Below are 23,454 nucleotides of genomic sequence, written 5' to 3'. Positions count from 1 at the left end.
TGCAGCCGGGTCAGGGCGTCGAGCGCCCCGAACAGCTCGTCGAGGAGGAGGACGGAGGGTCGTGCACGATGGTCCGGATCAGCGAGACCCGCTGGCGCATGCCTCGAGCTGCTTGGGGTACTTCCCCATCGCCTTCTCGATGTGCAGCTGCTGGAAGAGCTCGGTCGCCTTCGCCCGCTGCGCGGCCTTGTCGAGGTGGCGCACGTCGGCCTGGATCAGCACGTTGTCCATCGCGGTGCGGAAGTCCAGGAGCAGGTGGTCCTGGAAGGCGATGCCGACGTCGGTGAATGGCTTGGTGATCGAGGTGCCGCCGATGCGGATCTCCCGCTTGACCGCGAGCAGGCCGGCGACCATGAGCATGAGCGTGCTCTTGCCGCACCCGGACGGTCCGACGATCGAGACGAACTCGCCGGGCTGGATGTCGACCGACACCGTGTCGAGTGCTGAGGAACGGCTTGGCCGAGTCGAGACCGAAGGTCTTCGACGCGCCCTCGATCGAGATCGGGAGACCGACCGTGGTCGAGGTGGCGGAGGGTGAGGTCACGGGTGGAGCCTTTCTGCGTGCAGGAGCAGGAGTGGGTGTCGGACCGGGTCTCACCGGACCCGGACGGCCGCGGGCATCACCCGCGGCCGTCGTGAAGGGCTCTACTCGCAGCTGCGGAGGTCGGCCTCGGCCGGCAGATAGTCGTAGCTGGTGTACGTGGCGGGGTCCAGAGGCGCTTCGAGCAGACCGGCGCGCACCATGAGCTCGTTGCTCGTCGTCCATCGTTCGGGAGCGGCCTCACCTACGTGGGTGGCGTCCGCGGCGCACAGCAGGGGAAGAAGGAACTCGAGCTCCGCCTCGGCGTCCTCCTCGACGCTGTCGGGCTGGAGCTCCTGGATCGCGTCCAGCGCGCGCTGCGGGTCGTCGAGCGCCTCGCTCCAGCCGTCGAGGCTGGCGGCCACGACGGCTCTCACGGTGTCGGGCTGCTCGTCGAGGAAGGCCTGGGTCGTGAAGAGCGAGTGCGCGACGAGAGTCACGCCGTAGTCGCCGAAGAGGAACTCGTCGAAGTCGGCGTCGAGGTTCGTCAGGGAGACGTTGGAGTCCTGCCCGCCGACGATCGCGTCGACGTTCCCCTGGAGCAGGGAGGGGACCATCGACTCGAAGGGGACGTTGGCGATGGTGACGTCGTCCTCCGTAAGGCCGTTCTGCTCGAGGAAGAGGGAAGAGGAACGAGAAGGCCCCGCCCTGGGGACGGCCACGGTCTTGCCGCGGAGGTCCTCGACCGTCTCGATGCCTTCCGACGTGAGCGTCTGCATCGCGGTGTTGGTCACCTGATTGATCGTGGACACCACGACCAGCGGCGCTCCCTGGGCCACGGCCTGGGCGATCGCGGTCGCGTCGGCGATCCCGATGTCGGCCTGGCCGCTCGAGACGAGCTGCACCGCGGTTCGGAACCCCGTCCCCTGCTCGACCTGCAGGTCGAGCCCGGCGTCCTGGAAGAGGCCGTCGGTCTGGGCCAGCGCGAACCCCCGCCGTCGAGGCGGACCACGCCCAGTGGAGCTGCAGGCTCGCGGACATCGTCGCCTCAGGGGCATCGGGGCTCCCACCGGAGCCACTGGCCGGACTGCTCGCCGAGCAGCCGGTGAGGAGGAGTGCGGCCGCCGCCACGGTCGCCGCGGTCGGGCTGTGAATGCTTCGTCGCATCGGAAGACCTTTCATCGTCGGCAGCCGAACGGGGTCGGGATCCGCCCACGATCGGTGCCTGGGTTTCTGAGTCGCGATCGGAACGACTCCGATCGCGATGGATCACTTCTCGAGAGACGTCCGCGCTGCCAGGGCGTCAGCAGCCATTCGATGAACTCGAGGAGGTAGTTGATGACGATGCCGATCACCGTGAGGATCACGAGCGTCGCGAACATGTACTCGGTGTCCAGGGCGCTGCTGGCCCGCAGCAGGGCGTAGCCGAGTCCGCTGTTCGAACCGAGGAACTCGGCGACCAGAGCTCCGGTGATGGCCAGAGTCGCCGAGGTCTTGATGCCGGAGAAGATCACGGGGAGTGCGGCGGGGAACCGCAGTGACCAGAAGGTCTGCCATCGGCTGGCGCCCATCGACTTCGTCAGGTAGAGCAGGCGGTCGTCGAGGATCGAGAACCCGCTGACGCTGGCCAGAAGCACAGGGAAGAACGTGATGAGGACCACCAGCATGATCTTCGTCTCGGGTCCGAACCCGAGCCAGACGAGCAGCAGCGGTGCTATCGCGATCTTGGGGATCAGCTGGAGGACCATGACCGGCGGGTAGAGCGTCTGCTTCGCAGCGCGGGAGAGCGCGATGACCAAGCCGAGAGGGATGCCGATCGCGATGCTCAGGACGAAGCCGATGACGATCGCCGTGAGCGTGGCCTGAGTGTGACGCCAGAGGCTCTCGGCGTCCTCGAACAGGCGGGTGAAGACGTCGACGGGGCCGGGGAGCAGATAGGTCGGGATCGCGAAGACCTCGACGACCGCCGCCCAGGCGACGAGGATCGCGAGGAATACCAGCGGTGGCGCACCATCGCCCATGCCACGGACCGAGTGCGTCGTCGGGTGCGGGCCCTCGTTCTCCGGCTCGATTCGAGCCTGTCCTCGTGGGTCTGCGCGGCGAGCATTCCGGTGTCGGCGGTGCCGGGGCGGTCGTCGGCCGTGCGCTGCCTGATCGGCATGGGCTCTCTCCTCATCGATTCGAGCGTCGTCCTCGTCGTCGAGTCCGGTCCTGCGACCGTCGACCGCCTCCCGGATCGACGTCCCGCGCCTCCGGGAGAGGTGGCGTCGGTGCCGAACCCGCGAGCACGGCGACCGCGCAGCGGAGGCCAGGGGCGAGGAGGTGAGTCGGGCGGTAGGGCGCGAGAGGGACGCGTCGACGCCAGGAGAGCGTCGTTGCATCGGTCCTGCGATAGAAGGAAGATATCCGACATTGTGGGACTTAGTCAACAGGGCGATATTCGCTTCGCAGAGCGACGAGCGTCTCGGCGAACCGCTCCCCTGGCGCTGCGTGCAGTCGAGCGTCGGTCCCACGGCGCACGTGCGCAGGACGAGCCCCCGGGAGGACTCGTCCTGCGCACGCTCATGACCGCGAGTGCTCAGAGGTTCTGCGTGAAGAACTCCGTGAGCGTGTCCCACGGGATCAGATCGACGCGGTCGTAGAGGTCCACGTGGCCCGCTCCCGGCACGATGTAGAGCTCCTTCGGCTCCGCGGCGCGCTGGTACGCGTCCTCGCTGAAGTAGCGGAGTTCGCGATCTCCCCGTGCACGAGGAGGATCGGCCAGGGCGAGATCCACTCGATGCTCTGGAACGGGTGGAAGCGCATGAGCGCCCCGCTGCTCGTGAGCGACATCTCGGTGGTCGACCGCGCGGTGCTGCCCGCGCGGGGTGCGGTAGTAGTCGTAGAACTCCCTCGCGACCGCCGGCGAGTCGGCGGTGATCGCCTCCGGAGTCCCGACCACGTACTCCGTGTCGTCCCCGCGCGCCTCGGCCCACCGCTGACGGCTCATGGCGTCGACCTGCTCGCGACGCTCCTCCTCGGTCATCGTGTCACCGAGGCTCTGCCGGCGGTCGCGCCCCATGTCGTACATGCTGACGGTGGCGACGGCCTTCATCCGGGTGTCGGTCTGCGCCGCGGCGATCGAGAAGCCTCTCGCTGCCGCAGACGCCCAGGACCCCGGGTCGTTCCGGATCGACGAGAGGGTGCAGTCCGAGGTAGTCCGCCGCGGCGCTGAAGTCCTCCACGAAGGCTTCGGGAGACGCGATGAAGTGGGGCTCTCCTCCGCTCTCGCCGTTGTACGAGGCATCGAAGGCGAGGGTGACGAAACCGCGAGCCGCCAGCGTCTGGGCGTAGAGGCCCGAGGTCTGCTCCTTCACGCCACCGAACGGGTGACCCACGATCAGGGCGCGGGACGGGAGGGAGCGCCTCGCCCCCGAGGGCGAGTAGAGATCGCCGACGAGGGTCAGACCGAGCCGGTTCGTGAACGTGACCTTCTCGTGGTTGACGGCCGGATCGCGGGGGAAGGTCTTGTCCCATTCGGTGGTGGCGATGCGCTCTTCCGCCTCGCCGGCGTCCTCACTGAACAGATTGCCGAGCGCGACGGCACCGACAGCGGCGGCACCGCCTGCGCCGGCCAAGGCGAGCAGGTGCCGCCGCCTCAGTCCCCGCGTCTCCTCGCGCTCGGGATCGGGGGAAGTGCCGGTGGTCGTGGTGTCGGTCATGGTGTCTCCTCGGAGATCATCGGAACGGGCGGCGGGGAAGGATCGGAGGTCCCGGTCGTGCCGGGCGGCCGAGAAGGATCGGCTGCACGGAGCCCACCGAAGCCGCAGAGCCGGACGCCAGCGAGGGTCCGCCCAAACGCGTTCCGGCAGGGCCCCTCTCGCGGTCGGCTCTCCGATCGCTGCACCGGCGGCGTTGCGGGCGGCACGGAGGGAGCCCGCTCCGCCTCGATCACTGGCGCGCATTCCCAGGGCGCGTTCAGCCCTGCCCTCGTGCACTACCTCCGATGCAGCCTCGCTCCGGGGGGCTCGGACAGGACCTCCTTGCTCGTGCCGATGCGGACACACGCACCGAGCTCCCCCTACCGCCCGCCCCTACCGCTAGGTGAACCATGACGATCAAGACCTCCAGCAGTGCCGTCGCTCTCGGCGCAGGCCTGCTGCTCGACTCTCCGCATGCTCTGCAGAACCGGCCGGTGATGCATCCGCCCCCATTGACGGCCAGTGGCGCGTGACGTCGCTCGAAGCGGGAGGGGAAGGGAACTATCTCGAGGTCCCGTACTCCGGACAGGTGATCTTCGACGGCGACCTCTTCTCGGTGCAGGCTTCGAACCCGGACGTGGCGGCGCCGGACACTGCGTACACGGTCAGCGGCTACGAGGCCTACTACGGCCTCGTCGACGTCGACGAGGACGAGGGGAGCTTCACCGTCGAGGTCGAGAACGCCCTCGCTCGCGACCTCGTCGGGCAGACCCTCGAGCGCAGGTTCGAGGTCGAGGGGGACACGCTGGTCCTGACTCCTGCGGACCCGTCCGAGGGCTGGCGCGTGACGTACGAGCGATTGAACGCCGAGTAGGTCCCTGCCGACCATGTGAGGTCGGGTGGACCGCCCTGCGAGCGGCGGTCCGCCCGACCGCGTCGACATCAGCGCTCGGCCGGCACCGACCCCAGCCGAGGAATCAGCCTCCTCTCGCCTCGACGACGGACGACGACCGAGGAGGTGCTGTCAGAGCCCTTCACGCCGTGCCCGAAGCGGCATAGCGTCCATCGAGCCCCCGAACCCACGAGAAGAGGAACCATGTCCCACCACTCGGACGGCTACATCTCCGCGCTCGCGCCGGACGTGTCGCGCACTCCTGTCCGCTACCGGAACCGGTACGGCATCGAGATCGCCGCAGACCTCTACGTCTCCACCGACCTCGACGCAACCATCCAGCGGGCCGGCGTCGTCATCGGCCCTCCGCACGGCGGAGTGAAGGAGCAGGGTCCGAGCGTCTACGCGCAGGAGCTCGCGCGGCTCGGTCTCGTCGCCCTCGCCTTCGATCCCTCGTACAACGGCGAGAGCGGCGGCGAGCCCCGGCACATCACCTCTCCGGAGCTGTTCGCCGAGGACTTCAGCGCCGGCGTCGATCACCTCGGAGCACTCGCCTTCGTCGACCGCGACCGGATCGGGGTCCTCGGGATCTGCGGGAGCGGCGGATTCGCCCTCAGCGCCGCCCAGGTCGACACCCGCATCAAGGCCGTCGTGACGTCGGCGATGTACGACATCAGCGGGATCTCACGCGACGGCTGGCAGAGCTCGTCCACCGACGACGATCGGCGCGCAGCCCTCGAGTCGCTCGCGGAGCAGCGCTGGCGCGACGTCGACAGCGGTTCGGCCGCACTCTCCCCTGCTTTCCCCGACGTCTACGAACCGGACGCACTCGATCCGATCACGGCCGAGTTCCAGGAGTTCTACGTCACCGATCGAGGGCACCACGAGGAGATCGATCGGCGCGTTCCACGATCACCAGCAGCGTCGCGCACGTGAACTTCGGTGCGCTGCGTCATCTCGCGGACGTCGCACCGCGCCCGATCCTGTTCATCACGGGAGACCGGGCGCACTCCCGATACTTCACGGACGACGCCCTGGCGCAGGCGACCGGGCCGACGTCGCTGGTCGTGGTCCCCGGAGCCCGTCACATCGACCTCTACGACCGGACCGATCTGATCCCGTTCGACACGATCAGCGGTTTCTTCGAGAAGGCGCTGGGCCAGCCCTCTTCCGCAACGATCAGGCCGTGATCGGCGCGGGCTCGAGCTGCGCCAGGAACGGGCTGCGCTCGGCCTGCGCCGGGTACCCGGCGACGTCGCGCACGCACTCCGGGCACCAGTGTCCCGCTCGGAGGATCAGGCGCGGGCTGCCTGCGAACCGGTGCCCGAACGCGCACTCCCATGAGAGCGCGGTCGTGACGTCCCCGGTGACGACGACGTCGGTGAGCAGTCGTCCTCCGCGGTGGCGGGCGACCTCTCCGAGCAGCGGTCCGTCCCACTCCGCGGTCGGGAGCGACTCGTCGTAGCCGTGGTCGAGGAGCGTCGGGACGCGGCCCGGGCGCGGCGGCCAGAACGTGTCCCAGCCTCGATCGCCTCGCGATCGGCGGGCGAGCCGAAGTAGGCCGCCACCGCCTCGAGGTCGCCGCGCCGGACGTAGTCCATCGTTCCGCGGTGCCGCAGGGTGAGCGGCTTCATCACGAGGTTCTTGACGAGGCCCGCCGGCAGCCGGCCGGCTACCCGCAGGGCCGGATTCGCCGCGACTGCGCGCCGCAGGGCGTCCTCCGGCGTGTCCTGCCGGAACGGCACGAGCTCGTGCAGGCGGTCGGAGTCGGTGTACCAGTTGCCCGTGGAAGTTGCGGGTCGCGAACCAGTCGCGCTCGTACCAGCCGCGCACGTCGCGGACCCCGAGGGCACGCGAGATGCGCAGCTGCATGTCCCAGTTGGTCAGGCGCCAGGCGTCCCCTCCCCCGATGTTGTGGATCCCGCCCCACAGCTCGTCCGGAACGTCGCGCTCGGAGACCGCGATCGCGAGTCGCGCGGCGTCCTCGGCCGAGACCCACTCCATGACCCCGCCGAGCGTGGAGTGGGTCATGATCGGGTCCCGGATCTCGAGCATGCCGGGGTGGAGGATGCCTGTCTGGCGCAGCTGCACCCACTTCGGGGCCCGGGTCGACGAGCTCCTTCTCGGCGATCACGCTTGCTCTGCCCGTACTCGTCGTAGCGCGAGACCCGCAGCGGATCCCCGACCCGACCCCAGTGGTGCGGGGGCGTGCGGTCGCCCGTCTGCGCGACCGTGCCGACTCCGACGACGGCGATACTCGAGGGGTCGGGCTGAGCCCGGACCGCGCGGATGATCGTGCGGATGCTGCCGACGTTGATCCGGTGCGCCAGCTCGGGGTGGTCATCGGCGAAAGGCGAGACGACAGCGCGCCGATGTGCAGCACGACGTCCGCTCCGCGAACGCAGCGCTCGACGGCGGGGTAGTCGGTCATGTCGCCGAAGACGACCTCGAGGTTCTCCATCTCCTCGTACTTCCGGATCACAGCGAGGTCCTTCGGCGTCGGGAGGACGAGCGCGACGACCTCGAAGTCGTCCGCCCGCTCGCGGAAGGCGTCGAGGACGCGGCGCCCCCAGTTGCCCGCGGCTCCGGTCAGGAACACACGTCGGCGGGCGGTAGTTCTGCGGGTCATCGAGTGTCCGATCCTGAGCGAGGGACGGCCGCTCGGTCGAGCGCACCGAGGAGCAGGTCGACGCCGGCCGCGAAGAAGGGGTATCAGGCCGATCGAGGAACCCGTGCGGTGCCTCCGGCACGACGGAGTAGTCGACGGTCACTCCCGTGTCGCGGAGTCCGCGGGCGAACGCGGCGCCCGAGGCGCGGAGCGTGTCGCGGTCGGCGTCGATCATCGTCGTCGGCGGCAGACCGGCCAGGCGGCCGTCGCCGAGGAAGACCGGGCGCGGTGCGTCACCGGCGTAGTTCGCGTTCATGCGCCTGACCAGCCTCGGACTGAACTGGGTGAAGGAGTGGCGTCCCCGGGTGCGGGAGCGCAGGGCGGCGTCGATCGGGGGCAGCTCGGCGTGGAAGGTGCCGTAGGCGAGCACCAGCCGGGCGGGCGGCGTGGCGTCCTCGTCCCGGAGCCGCATCGCGGCGGCCGCGGCGAGGCAGGCGCCCGCGCTCGCACCGCCGAGGACCACGGGCTGCGCGGCCGAGGCGGCGATGCTCGAGAAGGAGTCGACGAGGTCCTCCATCGGCACCGGAGCGCGGTGCCCCCGGGCCGATGCGCGGCGGGACGGCGGGAGGAACCATGAGAAATGAGGCGCCAGGCGATAGTCGACCGAGACCACCTCATGACCCGCCGCCGCCGTGCTTGCCGCGACGGCGTGGGCCTCCAGCTGGTCGAGACCGCCCCAGGCGAACGCTCCGCCGTGCGCCCAGACGAGCAGAGCGGAGTCGCCCCGCGCCACGCGCCCGCGGTAGCGCCGCACGGGGATGCTCCCGTGCCGGCCGATGACCTCGTCCTCCGTCACCTCGACGGAGGCGGGCACCTCGAACGCGGCGCTCACGCAGGCACCGGGTCCGCCGTGCTCAGCGCCATGAGCTGCTCGAGCGCCTCGGGCGGGAACGCGCCGCCCGTGAACGCGACGAACTGCTGCATCGGCATCGACTCGACCATCTTCAGGCCGTCCTCGTTCGCCTCCGCCTCGCGGGCCTGCTCCTCGCTCATTCCCGCCGCCAGGCCCTGCCGCAGGGCGGGTCCGACGACCGGGTGCGCGAACCACTCTCCGACCGTCGAGTCAAGGGTCAGCGGACGCACCAGCACGTCTCCGGCGAGCACGATCGCCTTCTCAGCCACGATCCGCGAGGCGTTCTCGCCGATCTGGACCGCGTACTCGCCTCCGGGCACGATCCAAATCCGACTGCTCGATGTCCCAGTACGCGAACGCGCGCCGGTCGAGCTCCAGCGACACCGTCCGGGACTCGCCCGGCCGGAGGCCGATCTTCCGCGAAGGCGCGCAGCTCCGTGTCTCGGTCGGCGCACCGGTCCGGCGTCGGTAGAGACGTAGACCTGTACGACGTGCCGGCCGGCGACGGCTCGGTGTTGGTGACGACGAGCTCGACCCGGGCGGAGTCGTCTCCCGTCTTCTCGACCAGGAGGTCAGGCGTGGCGAAGGCCGTGTAGCCGAGGCCGTGGCCGAACGGGTAGCGGACGGGAGCGGCGGCCGTCTCGTAGTGGCGGTAGCCGACCATCACGCCCTCGCCGTAGCGGACGTGGCCCTGCTCCCCGGGGAAGGTGTGCACGCTAGGGGTGTCCTGCAGCCTCAGCGGGATCGTCTCGGCGAGGCGCCCGGACGGGTTCACCACTCCAAAGAGGAGATCGGCGATCGCGGATCCGCCGGCCTGGCCGAGCAGCCAGCCCTCGAGGATCGCGTCGACGTCGTCGTGCCAGCCCTCGAGCGACACGACTCCGCCGTTCGAGAGCACGACGACGGTGCGAGGGGCCGCCGCGGCGACCGCGCCCAGCAGCTCGACCTGCGCAGCCGGGAGCTCGAGGGAGCTGCGGTCGAAGCCCTCGGACTCCTCCCTGTCGCCGAGTCCCGCGAACACGATCGCGATGTCGGCGCGAGCGGCGACATCGACCGCGCGCGCGCGACGCTCGGCCTCGTCCGGATCATCGGCCCCGACGAGGAAGCCGTCGGCGTACTCGACGGTGAGTGCCGCGCCTCATCGGCCAGTTCGCGGATCGCGTCGAGCGCCGTGTCGACCCGGGTCGGGGTCAGATGCGAGCTCCCCACCCTGGAAGCGCGGCTCGGCGGCGAAGGCGCCTATGACCGCCAGGCGGGGAGCGGAGTGCAGTGGCAGGACACCGGCGTCGTTCTTGAGCAGCACAGCCGAGTCCGCGGCCAGACGGCGCGCGAGTGCGTGATGGCCGTCGACGTCCGCGGCTCCGCTGGGCTCGTGGGGCAGCTCGGTGAGTGCGAGCACGCGGCGCACCGCGGTGTCGACGGCCTCCTCCGACAGCCGCCCGGAGCGGACGGCGTCGACGATCCGCTGATCGGTGGCACCGCCGCTCGCCGGCATCTCCGAGATCCATGCCCGACTCGACGCCGGCGACGCGGTCGCTGACCGCGCCCCAGTCCGAGACGACCGCGCCCTCGAAGCCCCATTCGGTGCGCAGCACGTCGGTGAGCAGCCTGCGGTTCTGGGAGGCGTAGGTGCCGTTGACCTTGTTGTACGAGGCCATCACGGTGGCCGGCGCGGCCTCCTTCACCACCCGCTCGAAGGCCGGGAGGTAGATCTCGCGCAGCGTGCGCTCGTCGACGTCGGCGCTGATGCGCATCCGCTCCGTCTCCTGGTTGTTGGCCGCGAAGTGCTTCACGGACGCTCCGGGGCCGACCTCCTGCATCGCCGAGACGTGCGCGGCACCGAGCACTCCCGACAGGAGCGGATCCTCGGAGTAGTACTCGAAGTTGCGGCCGCAGGGCAGGGAGCGCTTGATGTTGACGCCCGGGCCGAGCACGACGGCCACGCCTGCAGCGAGAGCCTCCCGACCCACCGCGGCGCCGACCTGCGCTGCGATCTCGGGATCCAGCTCGAGCCGACGGCGACCGCGGGCGGGAAGCACGTGGACGGGGAGCGCGTCGTTGATGCCGAGGTGATCGGCGGGGCCGTCCTGCCGGCGGATGCCGTGGGGGCCGTCGGTGAGGAGGATCGAGGGGATCCCAACCTCGTCGAGGGCCTTCGTCGTCCAGAAGCCACCGCCCGACAGCAGGGACGCCTTCTGCTCGAGGTCCAGGGTGCTGATGTCGTGGCTCATGCGGAGGCTCCGTCGGTGTCGGCGGTGAGGGCGTCGGCGAGCTCGACGCGGAACTCGGCGGAGGCACCGGGGATGTAGTCGAGCAGGGTGGTAATAGGCATCGCGGCCGCTTCGGGCGAGGCGCCGTCGAGCGGGACCCCGGGGTAGTGGCGGCCGAAGACGTCTAGGAAGCGGCGCCGAGGCCGAGGGGTCGGCGGCGACCTCGCCCAGTGTCGAGCTCAGGTCGAACGACGTCGGGGCGGCGGGACGCTCGACGGCGTAGGTCCAGCGGTGCTCCCCCGACTCGACGTGCAGCGCAGCGTATTCGGGATGCGTCGGGAGAACGACCTCGGCCGAGGTTCCGCCCGGCACCCGCACGGTGACGTCCATCTCGTCGTCCGCGAGGCTCCAGGCGACGAGGACCTCCCCGTGCACGGTCGTGTGACGCAGGGTCGCCGAGGTCAGACCCCCTCCCGGCTGCGGCGCGATGCGCATCCTCCGGTACCCGGGCTCGATCGCGCTGAGTCCGCCGATGGTGCGGTGCATCCAGTCGACGACGGCGCCGAGGGCGTAGTGGTTGAGCGAGGTCATCCCGGAGGGATTGAGCGTGCCGTCGGGTCGGACCGAGTCCCAGCGTTCCCAGATCGTGGTGGCGCCCTGCGTGACGGGGTAGAGGAAGGACGGGCAGCCCTTCTCGAGCAGCATCAGGTACGCCTCGGCGAGGTGTCCCGTGGACGACAGAGCGTCGGTGACGAGCGGAGTCCCGGCGAACCCGGTCGAGATGCGGTACCCGGATCGCGCGACGATCGCCGCGAGCCGGTCGCCCGCGTGCTGCCGCTGGTCGTCGTCGAGGATCCCGAACGTGATCGCAAGCGCGTACGCGGTCGCGGTCTCGTTCACGACCCGGCCGCGCTGGGAGACGTACTCGTCGAGGAACGCCGTGCGCACCCGCTCGGCCAGGCGCACGAACTCCTCCGCGTCCTCCGTGCGCCCGAGGATCCGCGCGGTATCGGCGGTCTCGCGGGTGGTGCGGCAGAGGTAGGCGGCGGCCACCAGGTGCCGGTCGGTCTTGCCGCCGGCGAGGTTGTCGTCGGGGGCGTCGGGATCGAGCCAGTCGCCGTACTGGAATCCGCTGCTCCAGAGCCCGTTCTCGTCGAGCAGGTCGGCGGCCTGGCGGAGGAAGGCGGTCATCGAGTCGTACGCCTCGGCGAGGATCCGCTCGTCTCCGTACTCGCGGTAGAGCGCCCAGGGCAGGCTCACGGCGACGTCGCTCCAGAGCGCCGTCGGCGAGGACGGCGTCGAGAGCACGTCCGGGACGACCCACGGCACGTACCCCTTCTCCTGCTGCTCCACCGCGAGGTCGCGCAGCCACGATCTGAGGACGCCGCGCACGTCGTAGAGGAACGCGGCGGTCGGCGCCGAAGGCGTTGATGTCGCCGGTCCAGCCGAGCCGCTCGTCGCGCTGCGGGCAGTCGGTGGGCACGCCCACGAAGTTGTCCCGCATCGACCAGACGGCGTTCGAGTGCAGCCGGTTCAGGAGCGGGTCCGACGTCTCGAGCCAGCCGGTGCGGATCATGTCGGAGTGGACCACGACGGCGCGGAGGGACTCGGCTGTCAGCTCGCCGGGCCAGCCGTCGACCTCGACGTACCGGAACCCGTGGAACGTGAAGCGCGGCTCCCACGTCTCGACCTCCCCGCCGCGGAGGGTGTACCGATCGGTCGCCGCCGCGGTGCGGGTCGTCTCGAAGTCGGCCTCTCCGTCGATCACAACCTCGGAGTGGCGCAGTACGACGGTCGTGCCTGCCGGCCCGGAGACACTCACGCGCACCCAGCCGGAGACGTTCTGACCGAAGTCGACGACCGTGCGCCCCTCCGGAGTCGTCAGGACCTCGACCGGAGCCAGCTCCTCGATCCGCCGGATCGGGGGTGCGATCGGGTCGACCAGCGACTCGGAGGGCCAGTCCAGGACCTCGACCGCGCTCCACGAGGAGTCGTCGAAGCCGGGGCCGTCCCAGCCGAGCGGTTCGAGCCGGGCGTCGAACTCCTCGCCGTCGTAGATGCTGTTCGCCCGCACCCCGCCCTGGGCGGCGCGGAAGCCGGTCCCGCTCGCAATCGTCTCGAGGCGGCCGTCGGCATACTCGAGCTCGAGCTCGAGCCACGCGGCGGGCCGGTCGGAGTAGTGCCGACGCTTCTCCTCCCAGCCCAGGCGCCCCACCGCCCATCCCTCTCCGAGGACCGCGCCGAGAGCGTTGGCGCCGACCTCGATCCGGTCCGTGACGTCGTGGCTGCTCACCACGAGGCGGTGGCGGTACGAGGTCCAGCCCGGCGCCAGCACTTCGTCGCCGACCACCGCGCCGTTGAGGTGCGGCTCGACGAGTCCCACCGCGGTAGAGCGGGGCGTCGCGCAGAACGGGCCGCTCGGCGACGTCGAACGAGCGGCGGAGGTAGGCGGCTGGCTCGCCGGCGTCCCCGGTCGAGGCGACGGGGGTGATGAGGACTGCGGTCACGGAGGACTCCTGTGAAGTGAGGAACGGGATCAGCGGACGGAGCGGACGCGCATCACGACGAGCCCGCCGAGGACGGTGAAGGCGGCGGCGATGATGTACAGGAGCGTGTAGTTCTTCTCGTCATCCCCTGCGGCCCCGATCGCCAGGAAGAGCGGCGCGACGAAGGGAGCGACGGCCTGCGGGATCGAGACGGCGAAGCCGATGATCCCCATGAACCGGCCGGCGGCGGTCGCCTTCTCGGGGAGCACGTCGAGGATCAGCGCCTGGTCGACCGCGGCGAACATGCCGATCCCGACCGAGGTGATGAGCGATCCGGCGATGAGGACCGGAACGTCCGACGCGAGAGCCATCACGACGGCGCCGATCGCGAAGAGGACCGCGCCACCGAGGACGAAGGTGCGTCGGCGCCGGAGGCGGTCGAGAGGAACCCGCCGCCGATGGCGCCGAGCGTGGTGGCGAGGATGCCGAACAGTCCCAGCGTCGCGATGATCGGCGCGACCTCGGTCACGTCGACGCCGAGCCGCGAGGCGAAGAAGAACGCCGTGAAAGTGGTGTTGAGCGTGAGGCCGAAGTAGAAGAGGAAGCGCCCGAGCCACACCCACGAGAAGTCGGGGTGGCTGCGCGGGTCGTAAAGGTACTTGCTGAACAGGGTGCCCAGCGAGAGTCGCTCGTCGAACCGCACGCCGCGGGTGTCCGCCTCTCTCGTGAAGAGCACGAAGAGCGTCACGAAGACGACGCCGACCACTCCGGGGAGCAGGAAGAGCAGGAGCGGGTCGCCCGCGACGCTGCCCGCGATCACGACTCCGAAGACGGGGGCGACCTGGGTCGCAAAGCCGGTCAGACCGGCTACCTTTCCGCGCTGCGTCTCGGATAGCTTGTCGGCCATCGACGTCTGCAGGTTCTGCAGCACCTGGCCCCAGCCGACCTGAGCGAGGATCCAGCCGAGGCCGAGCAGGAGCACGGTGGGCGCCGTGGCCATGACGAGCAGCGAGACGACGCCGACGAGCATGCCGACGATCATGATCGGGCGGCGGCGCCCGATCCTCGTCCGCATGCGATCGCTCAGCACGCCGAAGAGCGGAGCCGTCAGCATCACCACGAGCGCTCCCGAGCCGGTGATGTACCCGAGGTACTCCCTCGCGGCCGGGGGCGAGCGTCGACAGGCGGATCGAGAGCGAGATCGCCAGAGGGGTGATGAAGGCGACGAAGACGCCGAACTGGCCGAGCACCTGGAACCAGATGTAGAGGTGCTGGCCTTCCCCTCGACCGGAGCCTCGGTGCGCAGCACCTCGTCCGAGGCCGCCGGAACCGGAGGATCGGCTGCGGGGCCGGGGGCGGGGCGGCGGGAAGATCGCCGGGATGTTGGCCATGAAGGACTCCATTGTCGAGAGATGCCGCGAAGGTAGAACTAGCGCGAGCTAGCTGACGAGTAGCTGAACGCAGCTAGCGCGCGCAAGCGACGCACGAACACTCACTGGACGAGGGCTAGCACGCACAAGCGATACTCTCGTCAGCGAGATGGAGGCGGAGCGCAGTATGACGAGCACGGCACCCTCACGGCGCGTAACCGCAGGTCGACATCGCCCGCGAGGTCGGCGTCTCGCGCGCCACCGTCGGCTTCGTGCTGAATGAGACCGCCGGGCAGACGATCTCGGAGGCGACCCGCGCGAAGGTCCTCGAGGCCGCCCGGCGTCTGGGCTATCGCCCCCACCTCGCCGCCCAGGCTCTCGCGAGCGGACGCAGCAGGATCGTCCTCCTGGTCCTCCCCGACTGGCCGATGGAGTACAGCATGCGCCGGCACGTCGACGAGGCGTCAACCGCGCTCGACGAGGCCGGCTACTCCCTCGTCACGATGACCCCCCACGCGGGCGGACGCGCACGTCCGCTCTGGGAGACGCTGCAGCCGGACGTCGTGATGGGCATGACACCGTTCTCCCGGGAGCGCTACGACGAGATCCGCGCCGCCGGTGTCCCCGCCGTCATCCCTTCCCCCGACGACACGCCCCGGAACGAGGACCTCTCGTTCAGCGACGGACCTCGGCTCCAGGTCGAGCACCTGGTCGCCCAGGGGCACCGACGCCTCGGCTTCGCGTCCTCCCCCGACCCGCGACTCGTCGACCTGGTGTCCTCGCGGTACGCGGTGGCCGCTCGAGCCGCCCGCGAGCACGACCCTCGACCTCCTCGACCAAGCAGAGGTGGAGTCCACCCGGGTCGCCGAGCTCGTGGCGGCGTGGCATCGAGCGGGAGTGACGGGCGTCATCGCGTACAACGACGACATAGCGGCTCTGGTCGCCGGTGCGGCGATCAGGAGCGGGTTCACCCTTCCCGACGACCTCGCCGTCATCGGACACGACGACTCCCCCCTCGCGCAGATGTTCGTTCCCTCGCTGACGTCGGTCCACGTCGACGACGCGGGCCTGGGCCGGTACTTCGCGGAACTCGCCCTCAGCGCGGCGGCCGGAACACCTCCGCCTTCCCGCAGGTCGGGGCCGCAGATCTCGCTCGTGCTCCGGGAATCGGCGTAGCCGTGTTCCGGCCTCGTGAAGGAGCCCGACCCCTCGCATTCCAGCGCACGGATTCGGCGGAAGCGCTCGGGCGAAGCGGGCGACGACGCTCCGATGGGATCAGACTCGTTTCCGTACTGCGGTCTTCTACACGGACCGAGCTTGATTGCCGTCACTCGCTGCGCGCGAAGCAGATGGCCTGCGACACGCGGAACACGGTCGCGGCCGAAGGGGTCCTCAGTCCATCGAATCAAGCCGCTGCGCCAGCCACGCGCCGTTCCGTCCGGCCCTCGACGTGCGGATCAGACCGATACGTCGAGTCCCCCAATATCTGCCGTGCAACGTGACGACGATGCGGGAGTCGGGGAGCCAGGTCGCTCGCCTCGAATCCGCCGCTGTCCCTCAGCACTACTGAGAACCCAGCCGCCACGGCTCGTGCTCTCACCGCCACAAAATCGAGGACCGCGACCTGGTGGTTCTCTGTCCGCACCGCCAATCGCTTCTCACCGAGTTGCACGGGTACCCCCTGGGGAGCGCCCAGCTGAGCAGGACCCCTTCGCCCTCGAGCCGGAGGTCCCAGTGGAGCGTTCGAGCGTGATGCTCGATGAGGATGAAGCGGAAATCGCTGATGGCGGCCCCCGTCGTGTCGACCGCCGCAGCTGCGTTCAGCTAGCTCGGGAGAGTGAGTGTAATGCTTCCGTCCGCAACGGATGCGAATCAGTCCCACCGGTTGGGCTCCCGAGCCCAGACGGGTCGCGGCGCCAGTGACCTCGTGCGCCCGAGGCTTCCGGCTATCCGCCTGTTCTCACCAAGGCGAACGAGGAGCGACGCGCTTTCGCGACGCCGTCCCTGCTCAGGGAACAACGAGGCCAGAGGAACCGGTAACGACCGTTTCCGGGACGCCAGAGGCAGAGGCGGCAGGTGAACCGGACACGCCGTTCGCTTGCGTTGTGGGATTGATCGCTCTGTAGCGGTGTGCTGTGACCGTTCCGTGGCGGCATCGCCCAGTCGCTCATTCCAGGCCTTGGCGGGCGCGGCCGGCACGGCTGTTAGTGCTCTTGCCGACGGTGTAGGTCACGGTCCCTCACAAGTCGCAAATTCTCCGACTTACAGCCGAACGGGTTTCAGTAGTGATCGAACAGCGGATTGGCCGCAGCTCTTCCCACTATCAACTTCAAAGCCTGACCGTCCGAACCATTCGGTGGAACCTCCGGGTCCGGTACTTGCCTTGGAGATGACAACTCGCGCCCGGGTGGTGCTCAATGCGAACGGTTGGCGTACAGATCACGCGCGTACCGCGGGTGGATGATCTCCCGCCGTGCCCACTCGTGCACGGAAATGTTAACGTCGGGAAAGGTTTGCCTCCAGCCCGTGGCCGCGGTGTACACGGAACTGACGGTGCAGGTGAGTACCAGGAGGACGGCGTTCTAACAAGGGAGTCGACGAGAGTGCGCAAACCCCGACGAGCGCGGCGGTCAAGAAAGCACCGGAGAGGAGCAGGAGGGGGCGTCGAGGTACCGCGCGCCCTCGTCCGAGGAGGAAACCAGCAAGGGCAGCACCGACGATTACCACCTGTTGTTGTCATGTGGGTCATTCAAGCAGGCGCCCTCATCCCCCGCTCGGTCGTGCGGTACAAGAACCTCGCGACGCCCCGATGCGTGTCGCCGTTGAGGGCGGGGAAGGATTTGGACTGATCCTCCTCCTTCCCCTCCCCTTAGGCGTTGATCATCAGGACCCGTAGAGCGAGACGGACAGTCCCTGAACGCGGATGCCGAAGGCGCCATTGGCGACATTGACGATCGGTCCGACATTCGCGTGGAACTGCATTTCGGCCCATGCGGGTCCGGCGGTTCCGGCTGTCGCGCGCTTGATTCCGCCGCTGACGGAGCAACTACCTACGGAGTTGTTGCAGCCGGCTCCGCGGTAGTCGCGGACCTTGTTGGTTGTGTAGTCGATGCGGAACGAGGCGTTGCTGACGGCGTCGCTGATGCCGATCTTGCAGTTGTTGTACCAGCCCCCGCTGTAGCTGCATTCACTTTTCTGCGGATTGATGGCCCGCGTCGCGAGACCGGTGTCCTTCGTCGGGTTCTGCTGCTCCGTCCACCGTCGAGAGCCGTCGCTGAACACACTGACATTGCGCGTGAAGCCGTCGCGCTGCTCGGTGAAGCTGGAAAGCGGAATCGAGCTGCTGATCTGGGATTCGATGGCGTTGCCGCCGTTCAGAGTGGCAATTAGTCCCGCCTGCGACGAAGCGGGGATTCCCGCGTCGGTCATGTTCGCCCGGACGGTTTCGATTTGAGTGGCGGTCAGGTAGCCAGAGGTTGCTTCGTTGGCGGCAGCGTGCGGTCCGAATGCAACACAGGCGAGAAGCGCCAGCGCGGCGATACCGACGGGCTTTCGCCGAGAAAATTTCGAAAACTGCATGATTGTATTCCCCCAATAAGGTTCAGTTGATGACTTTCGAGGAGGACATTGCCATAAGCGATCATGAGTGCAGCAACTAGTTATTTTCTCAGATTGGCCAGGTCGGACTTAGCCGACGAGCGTCGACTAATCACCTGCTTCGCGACATAACACACGACGCCAATGAACACAGCGAAAAGTAATACGAGGATGACCACCGTGAGAGGGAGATTTGCGTTACCAAACATGTTGTTCACTTCTACTTTCTGTCGGGCCGGACTTATGTAGTCTGGTTCTTTTGTGGCGTGATGCAGACACCTCGCGCCTGGCTAGGCGCGAAGCTTCCGAGTATGAACGCGAGATGGATTACCGCCGTCTAGGTCCAGCTATCCAGTGCGGGAGCGTCTTCGAGGTGTCGACGACCCTCGATGGTGCTGGTAATGCGTGTTTCCGGCCGGTCGTGTCCGCTGGCGCAGGCGATGGCGGTCATGACGAGTGCGGCGTGGTCGCGGGTGAGGTATCCGATCGCGCAGTGGAGGTTGACCTCGACGCCTGTGGCGAGGGAAGCGGCGATTCGTGCAATGCATTCCTCGGACAGGTCGAGGTCGTGAGCATGTGCCGTCAGCACGTCGTAATCGATGGAGTGGCTGCCGTCTCTTGCAGAGATGACCCACGGTCTCGACGAGTGGGCGAGGCCGGCCCGGGCCAAGAGTTCTCGGCTCGCCCGCACGGTGAGCTGAAGGGAGTAGAGCGGAGTGTTCATGTGCAGTTACCGGGCGCGAGCGTTGGATGCGGCGCGGCTGGCGACAGTGATGGCTGTAGCGAGCAGACACAGGCCGCCGGCAACCAGCGGCGCGATCCACCCGAGTGGCGTGAAGTGGTCGACGTCTGTACCGAGGTAGCGCCATTCGGCGACGGCATAGACGAAGAGAGAGAAGAACAGCAACGCCAGTCCGGTCAGGGCGGCAACGAGATCGAGTGGCTGAACGAGGGCTTTCGTGCTGCGTTTTGACGGTGACGCGGACGGAGCGCGATCGGTAACGGAGGGTTTGCGCGTGTCGATGGTGGAGGTGTCAGTCATGTCGAAGTGCTCACTTCTGTGCGCTGAGATGGTGGTGACGGTGTTCTGGGTGGTGCTGCCGTCGGAGTCAAGGGCGGATCGAGAAGAGGTCTTGTGGGGTGGTGGAGAGGGCGTCGCAGATGAGGGTCAGCGTGGTGAATCGGATGGCCTTGGCTCGGTTGTTCTTGAGGATGGAGAGGTTGGCCATGGTGATCCCGGTTCGCGTGGAGAGCTCGGTGAGAGTCATCCCGCGCTCGGCGAGGACCGAATCGAGGTGACACAGGATGCGGTGCGCACCGACGTCCTCATCCGGTGCGCTAGACGACGCCATCGACGTCCTCTTCCAAGCGCGCTCCCGCCCGGAAGGCGGCCATGAGAGCAGTGGCGATCAGTCCGGCGATGACGACGGGAACCGGCCATTGGGGCAGGTTGGTGCCGACCGCCTGGTAGTTGCCGCCCAGAAAGGCGCTCTGCTGCTGCTCGTTCACCAGGCCCGTGCCGAAGAGCAAGCCGATCCTCGTGTTCCAGGTAGGTGCTTGCCGCGGTGTCGATCAGGCCCTGCACGAGACCGCCTGTCAGAACGGCGATGCTGAGGCGTCGCCAGCTCTCGAGCACGTAAGCGTCGAACGGCCGAGCGAGGTGCAATTCCTCGAAGGACCCTCAACAGGAAGACAGTGCCGAGAACGACGGTCGCAGCGTGGACTGCAGTCGGGAGCGCGCAGAGAAGACGCAGTGACAGGTCAGCATCGGCGAGGGTTCCGGCGGCCCCGTCCCGGAGATCAGCCTGCAGTAGCTGAGGAAGGTAGCTCAGCGGAAGCCTGCCGTCGACGTCTCCGAAGGTGAACAGCACTCGGCCCGTCACGATCGTGATCACCTGGACGACGTCCGAGAGAGGCCGTGAAGGCGGCGACGATGAGCAGAACTCCCCGCACCAGGCGAAGCAGCAGCGGACGATCCCGGACCCGACCGCTCGCGATCGCATTCGCACGTCCCATGACGCCTCCTTATCGAAAATCAATGTTATCGAGGAACGACACACAGTGCGTCTGTCGACGCATACCCCTCCCCTAGGGGGCAGCCCGGTCGTCGCACGTCGACGGGAGTGTCGTGATGCAAAATCCAGTAGCTTTTTGAGACGTGCCTTACGGCGGTCGCACCACGGTCAACGGATCCGGATTCTCGGGACGTCGGCTGTCTCGGAAAGATGCTCTTGACACGTTTCGTCTCAGGAGGGGACGCGGAGGGTGTTTCCGAGTCAGAATGAGGCCCGTGAGGCTTCTGGGTTATACGCGTGTGAGTACGTCGAGTCCAGGACGCGCAGCTGCAGCTCGACGCGCTCGTCGCCGCCGGCGTGCAGAAGCGCGACGTCTTCGCGGACGTCACCTCGGGGAGCAGACCGCGATCGAGCGGACCGGGATGAAGAAGCTCCTCGAGTACGCCGAGGACGGGGACACCGTGGTCGTGTGGCGAGTCGACCGCCTCGGCCGCTCCCTGATCGACGTGCTGAACACGGTGAACCTGCTGCGCGAGCGCGGGTGCAGGTCCGGTCGATCTCGGACAGCATCGATCCGTCGACATCGACGGGCCGGCTGATGTTGAACATGCTCGCCACGCTCGCGGAGTACGAGCGAGAACTCATCGTGGAACGGGTCAACGCCGGCATCGCGGCCGCCCGCGCGAACGGCACCCGGTTCGGTCGGCCTCCTGTCGGATCCGGTCGTGATTGCGGACAAGCTCGCGATCGCCGCGGATGCACGAGCGCGCGGTCGCACCGCTGAGGACGCTGCTCGTCTCGTCGGGTGGAGTCGCGCGACGCTGTATCGCCACCAGCAGGCTCACGCGGCCCGCGAGAGTGCAGCGATGTAGCGGCTGATGGACGGCCTCGAGCGGTGGCGGATCCTTCGACTTCACGTCGAAGATCAGGTCTCTCTCGCGGCCCTCGCCCGCGAGAGCGGCGTCGGCGCGCGGACGCTGCAGCGCTGGCATCAGCTCTATAAGAGGGACGGGCTCGCCGGGCTCGACGACACTGCGAGGACAGACAGGGGCGGCCGGCGCACTGACCCGGCGACTGTCGCCGCCATCGAGGGGCTGGCCCTGATCCGGCCTCGTCCGTCGATCGCGACGTTGCATCGCCTCACCGTTGAGGAGTGCCTGCGCGAAGGCAGGCCGGCGCCGAGCTACGCGACCGTCCGCGAGATCGTGCAGGCCCTCGACCCGGCGCTCGTCACTCTCGCGTTGGAGGGTCCCGCTTCCTACCGCGACCGGCACGAGCTGGTGTTTCGCCGTCGCGCGGAACGGCCGAACCAGATCTGGCAGGCCGACCACACCGAACTCGACATCCTCATTGTCGGCGCGAACGGGAAGCCCGACCGCCCCTGGCTGACGACCGTGATGGATGATCACTCCCGCGCGATCTGCGGCTACATGGTCTTCACCGGAGCACCCTCTTCGCTGAACACCGCTCTCGCCTTGCGGCAGGCGATCTGGCGGAAGACCGACCCGGCATGGGCGATGTGCGGGATCCCCGACGTGCTGCACGTCGACCACGGCTCCGACTTCACCAGCCACCACCTCGAACGCACCGCCGTCGAGCTGCACCTCCGGCTCATCTTCTCGACCGTCGGCCGACCCCAGGGGCGAGGCAAGATCGAGCGCTTCTTCGGCACCATCAACACCGAAGTCCTCCCCGACCCTCCCCGGCCACCTCGGCCCCGGGAACCGCAGCCCGCAGCCCGTGCTCGATCTCCCGGGCGTCGACGGGGCGATAGGCGCCTTCATCGCCGCTTACAACCAGCGCACCCACCAGGAGCTCGGTGTCTCCCCGCGCGACGCGTGGGTCGCGGACGGCTGGATGCCCCGCATGCCCGACACCCTCGACGAGCTCGACGGCCTGCTACTCACCGTGCCCACGCATCGGACCGTGCAACGAGACGGAATCCACTTCCAGGGTCAGCGCTACCTCGCGCCCACCCTCGCCCCCTTCGTTGGACATACCGTCACCATCCGCTACGACCCCCGCGACGTCTCCGAGATCCGCGTCTACGACCACGACACGTTCATCTGCGTCGCCGTCGACGAAGCCCACCCCAACATCCGCCTCAGCCTCCGCGACATCGAAGCCGCCCGCCGTGCTCGCCGCCATGAGCTCCGCCGGACCATCAACGATCGCATTCCCACCATCGCCCACCGCGAGGAACCCCACCTCGCGGACCCCACCCCGCGCAAGAAACGACTCCGCACCTACGAGGAGGAGTGATGACCCAGACCTTCATCGCCACCAAGGAACACCGCCGCTTCACCGAGTTCGCGAACGCGGTGAAGAAGGAACGCACCATCGGCATCTGCCACGGCGACGCCGGAGTCGGCAAGACCAACTCCGCCCGCCGCTACGCCAACTGGGACACCCTCGAGCCCTACATCACCGCGTGGGGCCCGCGCGGCGAAGACGACGCGAAACACAACGCGCTCGCGCATCGCTCCCGCACCGTCTTCTACACACCCGAGGTGCTGCCGCGACCCAAAGACCTCATGCGAGAGATCGGCAAGTGGCAGGCTCACCTCGGCATTTGCATCGACGAGCACCTCCGCACCATCGGGAAGGTCGCCGGCGTGCACAACGGCGACACCACTCGGTGGGTCGAGATGCTCATCGTCGACGAAGCCGAACGGCTCACGCCCACCGCCCTCGAGCTGCTCCGCGACGAACACGACCGCACCCACCTCGCGATGATCCTGATCGGCATGCCCGGCATCGACCAACGCTTCCGCCACTACCCCCAGCTCTACAGCCGACTCGGCTTCTCCCACCGCTACCGCGCCCTCGGCCGCGACGAACTCCTCTTCGTCCTCGACCGACACTGGAAACACCTCGGCCGCACACTCAACCCCGACGACTTCACCGACGCCCAAGCCGTCGCAGCCATCGAACGCATCACCCGAGGCAACTTCCGCCTCCTCGAGCGCCTGTTCCCCCAGATCAGTCGCGTCCTCAAGATCAACGAGCTCGAGACGATCACCGACGACGTCATCGAAGCCGCCGCCAGCGTCCTCGTCATCGGCAACTGACCTAGTGACACGGAGCGATCACAGAACACCGCCACCGAGCGGGCAACTCCACACGCTTGCGTCCCGAAACCAGATCGTGCCAGAACGCTTTC

25 protein-coding genes and 5 pseudogenes are annotated in these 23,454 nt (G+C 68.4%); 10 read left to right on the top strand and 20 right to left on the bottom strand.

Annotated features, from left to right (window positions below):
* Nucleotides 1-78 precede the first annotated feature (78 nt).
* From AC0CII_RS19790 to AC0CII_RS19770, 5 genes are all read right to left on the bottom strand, one after another.
* The gene (locus AC0CII_RS19790; RefSeq protein ID WP_465230397.1) at nucleotides 79-432 is read right to left on the bottom strand and encodes an ATP-binding cassette domain-containing protein; all 354 of its coding nucleotides are present in this window, start codon (nucleotides 430-432) and stop codon (nucleotides 79-81) included.
* A gap of 213 nt (nucleotides 433-645) precedes the next feature.
* A complete protein-coding gene (locus AC0CII_RS19785) occupies nucleotides 646-1,578 on the bottom strand; it encodes an ABC transporter substrate-binding protein (RefSeq protein ID WP_465230396.1) in 933 nt (310 codons plus the stop codon).
* A 120-nt stretch (nucleotides 1,579-1,698) separates the two neighbouring features.
* Nucleotides 1,699-2,541: an ABC transporter permease gene (locus AC0CII_RS19780; RefSeq protein ID WP_465230395.1), complete on the bottom strand. Its 843-nt coding sequence runs from the start codon at nucleotides 2,539-2,541 to the stop codon at nucleotides 1,699-1,701.
* 557 nt (nucleotides 2,542-3,098) lie between these two features.
* Nucleotides 3,099-3,614: an alpha/beta hydrolase gene (locus tag AC0CII_RS19775; protein ID WP_465230394.1), complete on the bottom strand. Its 516-nt coding sequence runs from the start codon at nucleotides 3,612-3,614 to the stop codon at nucleotides 3,099-3,101.
* Nucleotides 3,550-4,221, bottom strand: coding sequence for an alpha/beta hydrolase (locus tag AC0CII_RS19770; protein ID WP_465230393.1), 672 nt, complete (start codon nucleotides 4,219-4,221; stop codon nucleotides 3,550-3,552). Before AC0CII_RS19770 ends, AC0CII_RS19775 begins: the two co-directional genes overlap by 65 nt.
* A 389-nt stretch (nucleotides 4,222-4,610) precedes the next feature.
* Here AC0CII_RS19770 and AC0CII_RS19765 point away from each other — a divergent pair, with 389 nt between their 5' ends.
* The 4 genes from AC0CII_RS19765 (at nucleotide 4,611) to AC0CII_RS19750 (ending at nucleotide 6,282) form a co-directional block, all read left to right on the top strand.
* Nucleotides 4,611-4,733, top strand: coding sequence for a hypothetical protein (locus tag AC0CII_RS19765; protein WP_465230392.1), 123 nt, complete (start codon nucleotides 4,611-4,613; stop codon nucleotides 4,731-4,733).
* Nucleotides 4,730-5,074, top strand: a complete 345-nt coding sequence (locus tag AC0CII_RS19760; protein ID WP_465230391.1) for a lipocalin-like domain-containing protein — start codon at nucleotides 4,730-4,732, stop codon at nucleotides 5,072-5,074. The genes AC0CII_RS19765 and AC0CII_RS19760 overlap by 4 nt, the downstream gene beginning before the upstream one ends.
* Nucleotides 5,075-5,296: 222 nt before the next feature.
* A complete protein-coding gene (locus AC0CII_RS19755; RefSeq protein ID WP_465230390.1) occupies nucleotides 5,297-6,028 on the top strand; it encodes an alpha/beta hydrolase in 732 nt (243 codons plus the stop codon).
* A complete protein-coding gene (locus tag AC0CII_RS19750; RefSeq protein WP_465230389.1) occupies nucleotides 6,025-6,282 on the top strand; it encodes an alpha/beta hydrolase in 258 nt (85 codons plus the stop codon). The genes AC0CII_RS19755 and AC0CII_RS19750 overlap by 4 nt, the downstream gene beginning before the upstream one ends.
* Here AC0CII_RS19750 and AC0CII_RS19745 read toward each other — a convergent pair.
* From AC0CII_RS19745 to AC0CII_RS19715, 7 genes and pseudogenes are all read right to left on the bottom strand, one after another.
* Complete coding sequence (locus tag AC0CII_RS19745) at nucleotides 6,272-7,147, bottom strand: hypothetical protein (RefSeq protein ID WP_465230388.1); 876 nt, start codon at nucleotides 7,145-7,147, stop codon at nucleotides 6,272-6,274. The two genes, AC0CII_RS19750 and AC0CII_RS19745, sit on opposite strands and share 11 nt — an antisense overlap.
* Before the next feature lie 343 nt (nucleotides 7,148-7,490).
* Nucleotides 7,491-7,721, bottom strand: a pseudogene (locus tag AC0CII_RS19740) (NAD-dependent epimerase/dehydratase family protein); the annotation flags it as partial.
* A gap of 154 nt (nucleotides 7,722-7,875) precedes the next feature.
* A pseudogene (locus AC0CII_RS19735) lies at nucleotides 7,876-8,493 on the bottom strand (alpha/beta hydrolase fold domain-containing protein); the annotation flags it as partial.
* 95 nt (nucleotides 8,494-8,588) lie between these two features.
* The gene (locus tag AC0CII_RS19730; protein ID WP_465230387.1) at nucleotides 8,589-8,864 is read right to left on the bottom strand and encodes a hypothetical protein; all 276 of its coding nucleotides are present in this window, start codon (nucleotides 8,862-8,864) and stop codon (nucleotides 8,589-8,591) included.
* Nucleotides 8,831-9,634: a glycoside hydrolase family 3 protein gene (locus tag AC0CII_RS19725; protein ID WP_465230386.1), complete on the bottom strand. Its 804-nt coding sequence runs from the start codon at nucleotides 9,632-9,634 to the stop codon at nucleotides 8,831-8,833. The genes AC0CII_RS19730 and AC0CII_RS19725 overlap by 34 nt, the downstream gene beginning before the upstream one ends.
* Nucleotides 9,635-9,803: 169 nt before the next feature.
* Nucleotides 9,804-12,215 (bottom strand): alpha-L-rhamnosidase-related protein, encoded by a 2,412-nt coding sequence (locus AC0CII_RS19720; RefSeq protein WP_465230385.1) that lies wholly within the window; start codon nucleotides 12,213-12,215, stop codon nucleotides 9,804-9,806.
* A gap of 91 nt (nucleotides 12,216-12,306) precedes the next feature.
* Nucleotides 12,307-13,158 (bottom strand): annotated as a pseudogene (locus tag AC0CII_RS19715) (family 78 glycoside hydrolase catalytic domain); the annotation flags it as partial.
* Here AC0CII_RS19715 and AC0CII_RS19710 point away from each other — a divergent pair.
* Nucleotides 13,097-13,345, top strand: a complete 249-nt coding sequence (locus tag AC0CII_RS19710) for a hypothetical protein (protein ID WP_465230384.1) — start codon at nucleotides 13,097-13,099, stop codon at nucleotides 13,343-13,345. The pseudogene AC0CII_RS19715 and the gene AC0CII_RS19710 overlap by 62 nt on opposite strands.
* Before the next feature lie 14 nt (nucleotides 13,346-13,359).
* Here the strand turns inward: AC0CII_RS19710 and AC0CII_RS19705 are convergent, their stop codons facing one another.
* The gene (locus tag AC0CII_RS19705; RefSeq protein WP_465231025.1) at nucleotides 13,360-13,695 is read right to left on the bottom strand and encodes a hypothetical protein; all 336 of its coding nucleotides are present in this window, start codon (nucleotides 13,693-13,695) and stop codon (nucleotides 13,360-13,362) included.
* A complete protein-coding gene (locus AC0CII_RS19700) occupies nucleotides 13,680-14,618 on the bottom strand; it encodes an MFS transporter (protein ID WP_465230382.1) in 939 nt (312 codons plus the stop codon). Before AC0CII_RS19700 ends, AC0CII_RS19705 begins: the two co-directional genes overlap by 16 nt.
* A gap of 907 nt (nucleotides 14,619-15,525) precedes the next feature.
* Here AC0CII_RS19700 and AC0CII_RS19695 point away from each other — a divergent pair.
* A complete protein-coding gene (locus AC0CII_RS19695) occupies nucleotides 15,526-15,855 on the top strand; it encodes a substrate-binding domain-containing protein (protein WP_465230381.1) in 330 nt (109 codons plus the stop codon).
* A 420-nt stretch (nucleotides 15,856-16,275) separates the two neighbouring features.
* Here the strand turns inward: AC0CII_RS19695 and AC0CII_RS19690 are convergent, their stop codons facing one another.
* The 6 genes from AC0CII_RS19690 to AC0CII_RS19665 form a co-directional block, all read right to left on the bottom strand.
* Nucleotides 16,276-16,440, bottom strand: a complete 165-nt coding sequence (locus AC0CII_RS19690; protein WP_465231024.1) for a DNA polymerase ligase N-terminal domain-containing protein — start codon at nucleotides 16,438-16,440, stop codon at nucleotides 16,276-16,278.
* Between the two features lie 1,122 nt (nucleotides 16,441-17,562).
* Nucleotides 17,563-18,258 (bottom strand): hypothetical protein, encoded by a 696-nt coding sequence (locus AC0CII_RS19685; protein WP_465226704.1) that lies wholly within the window; start codon nucleotides 18,256-18,258, stop codon nucleotides 17,563-17,565.
* 355 nt (nucleotides 18,259-18,613) lie between these two features.
* Nucleotides 18,614-19,000 (bottom strand): hypothetical protein, encoded by a 387-nt coding sequence (locus AC0CII_RS19680; RefSeq protein WP_465226705.1) that lies wholly within the window; start codon nucleotides 18,998-19,000, stop codon nucleotides 18,614-18,616.
* Between the two features lie 6 nt (nucleotides 19,001-19,006).
* Complete coding sequence (locus AC0CII_RS19675; protein ID WP_465226706.1) at nucleotides 19,007-19,318, bottom strand: hypothetical protein; 312 nt, start codon at nucleotides 19,316-19,318, stop codon at nucleotides 19,007-19,009.
* A gap of 67 nt (nucleotides 19,319-19,385) precedes the next feature.
* On the bottom strand, nucleotides 19,386-19,628 hold the full coding sequence (locus tag AC0CII_RS19670) for a helix-turn-helix domain-containing protein (protein WP_465226707.1): 243 nt from the start codon (nucleotides 19,626-19,628) through the stop codon (nucleotides 19,386-19,388).
* A complete protein-coding gene (locus tag AC0CII_RS19665) occupies nucleotides 19,615-19,806 on the bottom strand; it encodes a hypothetical protein (RefSeq protein ID WP_465230380.1) in 192 nt (63 codons plus the stop codon). The genes AC0CII_RS19670 and AC0CII_RS19665 overlap by 14 nt, the downstream gene beginning before the upstream one ends.
* Before the next feature lie 751 nt (nucleotides 19,807-20,557).
* On the opposite strand from AC0CII_RS19665, the pseudogene AC0CII_RS19660 reads away from it, so the two are divergent.
* The 4 genes and pseudogenes from AC0CII_RS19660 (at nucleotide 20,558) to AC0CII_RS19645 (ending at nucleotide 23,362) form a co-directional block, all read left to right on the top strand.
* Nucleotides 20,558-21,075 (top strand): annotated as a pseudogene (locus tag AC0CII_RS19660) (recombinase family protein).
* A 94-nt stretch (nucleotides 21,076-21,169) separates the two neighbouring features.
* Nucleotides 21,170-21,868: pseudogene (locus tag AC0CII_RS19655) on the top strand (DDE-type integrase/transposase/recombinase); the annotation flags it as partial.
* 163 nt (nucleotides 21,869-22,031) lie between these two features.
* Complete coding sequence (locus tag AC0CII_RS19650) at nucleotides 22,032-22,553, top strand: Mu transposase C-terminal domain-containing protein (protein ID WP_465230379.1); 522 nt, start codon at nucleotides 22,032-22,034, stop codon at nucleotides 22,551-22,553.
* Nucleotides 22,553-23,362, top strand: coding sequence for an AAA family ATPase (locus tag AC0CII_RS19645; RefSeq protein WP_465226711.1), 810 nt, complete (start codon nucleotides 22,553-22,555; stop codon nucleotides 23,360-23,362). The genes AC0CII_RS19650 and AC0CII_RS19645 overlap by 1 nt, the downstream gene beginning before the upstream one ends.
* The last annotated feature ends 92 nt before the right edge of the window (nucleotides 23,363-23,454 follow it).

Source organism: Rathayibacter sp. AC182 (assembly GCF_979253875.1).
The sequence above is the reverse complement of the archived record's forward strand: the minus strand, read 5'-3'. Positions and strand labels throughout refer to the sequence as shown.

Excerpts from the sequence above, each read along its gene's own strand:
- AC0CII_RS19785 (WP_465230396.1), bottom strand. The coding sequence starts at position 1,578 with ATGCCCCTGAGGCGACGATGTCCGCGAGCCTGCAGCTCCACTGGGCGT.
- AC0CII_RS19780 (WP_465230395.1), bottom strand. The coding sequence starts at position 2,541 with ATGGGCGATGGTGCGCCACCGCTGGTATTCCTCGCGATCCTCGTCGCC.
- AC0CII_RS19775 (WP_465230394.1), bottom strand. The coding sequence starts at position 3,614 with ATGAAGGCCGTCGCCACCGTCAGCATGTACGACATGGGGCGCGACCGC.
- AC0CII_RS19770 (WP_465230393.1), bottom strand. The coding sequence starts at position 4,221 with ATGACCGACACCACGACCACCGGCACTTCCCCCGATCCCGAGCGCGAG.
- AC0CII_RS19765 (WP_465230392.1), top strand. The coding sequence starts at position 4,611 with ATGACGATCAAGACCTCCAGCAGTGCCGTCGCTCTCGGCGCAGGCCTG.
- AC0CII_RS19755 (WP_465230390.1), top strand. The coding sequence starts at position 5,297 with ATGTCCCACCACTCGGACGGCTACATCTCCGCGCTCGCGCCGGACGTG.
- AC0CII_RS19745 (WP_465230388.1), bottom strand. The coding sequence starts at position 7,147 with ATGCTCGAGATCCGGGACCCGATCATGACCCACTCCACGCTCGGCGGG.
- AC0CII_RS19685 (WP_465226704.1), bottom strand. The coding sequence starts at position 18,258 with ATGCAGTTTTCGAAATTTTCTCGGCGAAAGCCCGTCGGTATCGCCGCG.
- AC0CII_RS19680 (WP_465226705.1), bottom strand. The coding sequence starts at position 19,000 with ATGAACACTCCGCTCTACTCCCTTCAGCTCACCGTGCGGGCGAGCCGA.
- AC0CII_RS19675 (WP_465226706.1), bottom strand. The coding sequence starts at position 19,318 with ATGACTGACACCTCCACCATCGACACGCGCAAACCCTCCGTTACCGAT.
- AC0CII_RS19670 (WP_465226707.1), bottom strand. The coding sequence starts at position 19,628 with ATGGCGTCGTCTAGCGCACCGGATGAGGACGTCGGTGCGCACCGCATC.
- AC0CII_RS19645 (WP_465226711.1), top strand. The coding sequence starts at position 22,553 with ATGACCCAGACCTTCATCGCCACCAAGGAACACCGCCGCTTCACCGAG.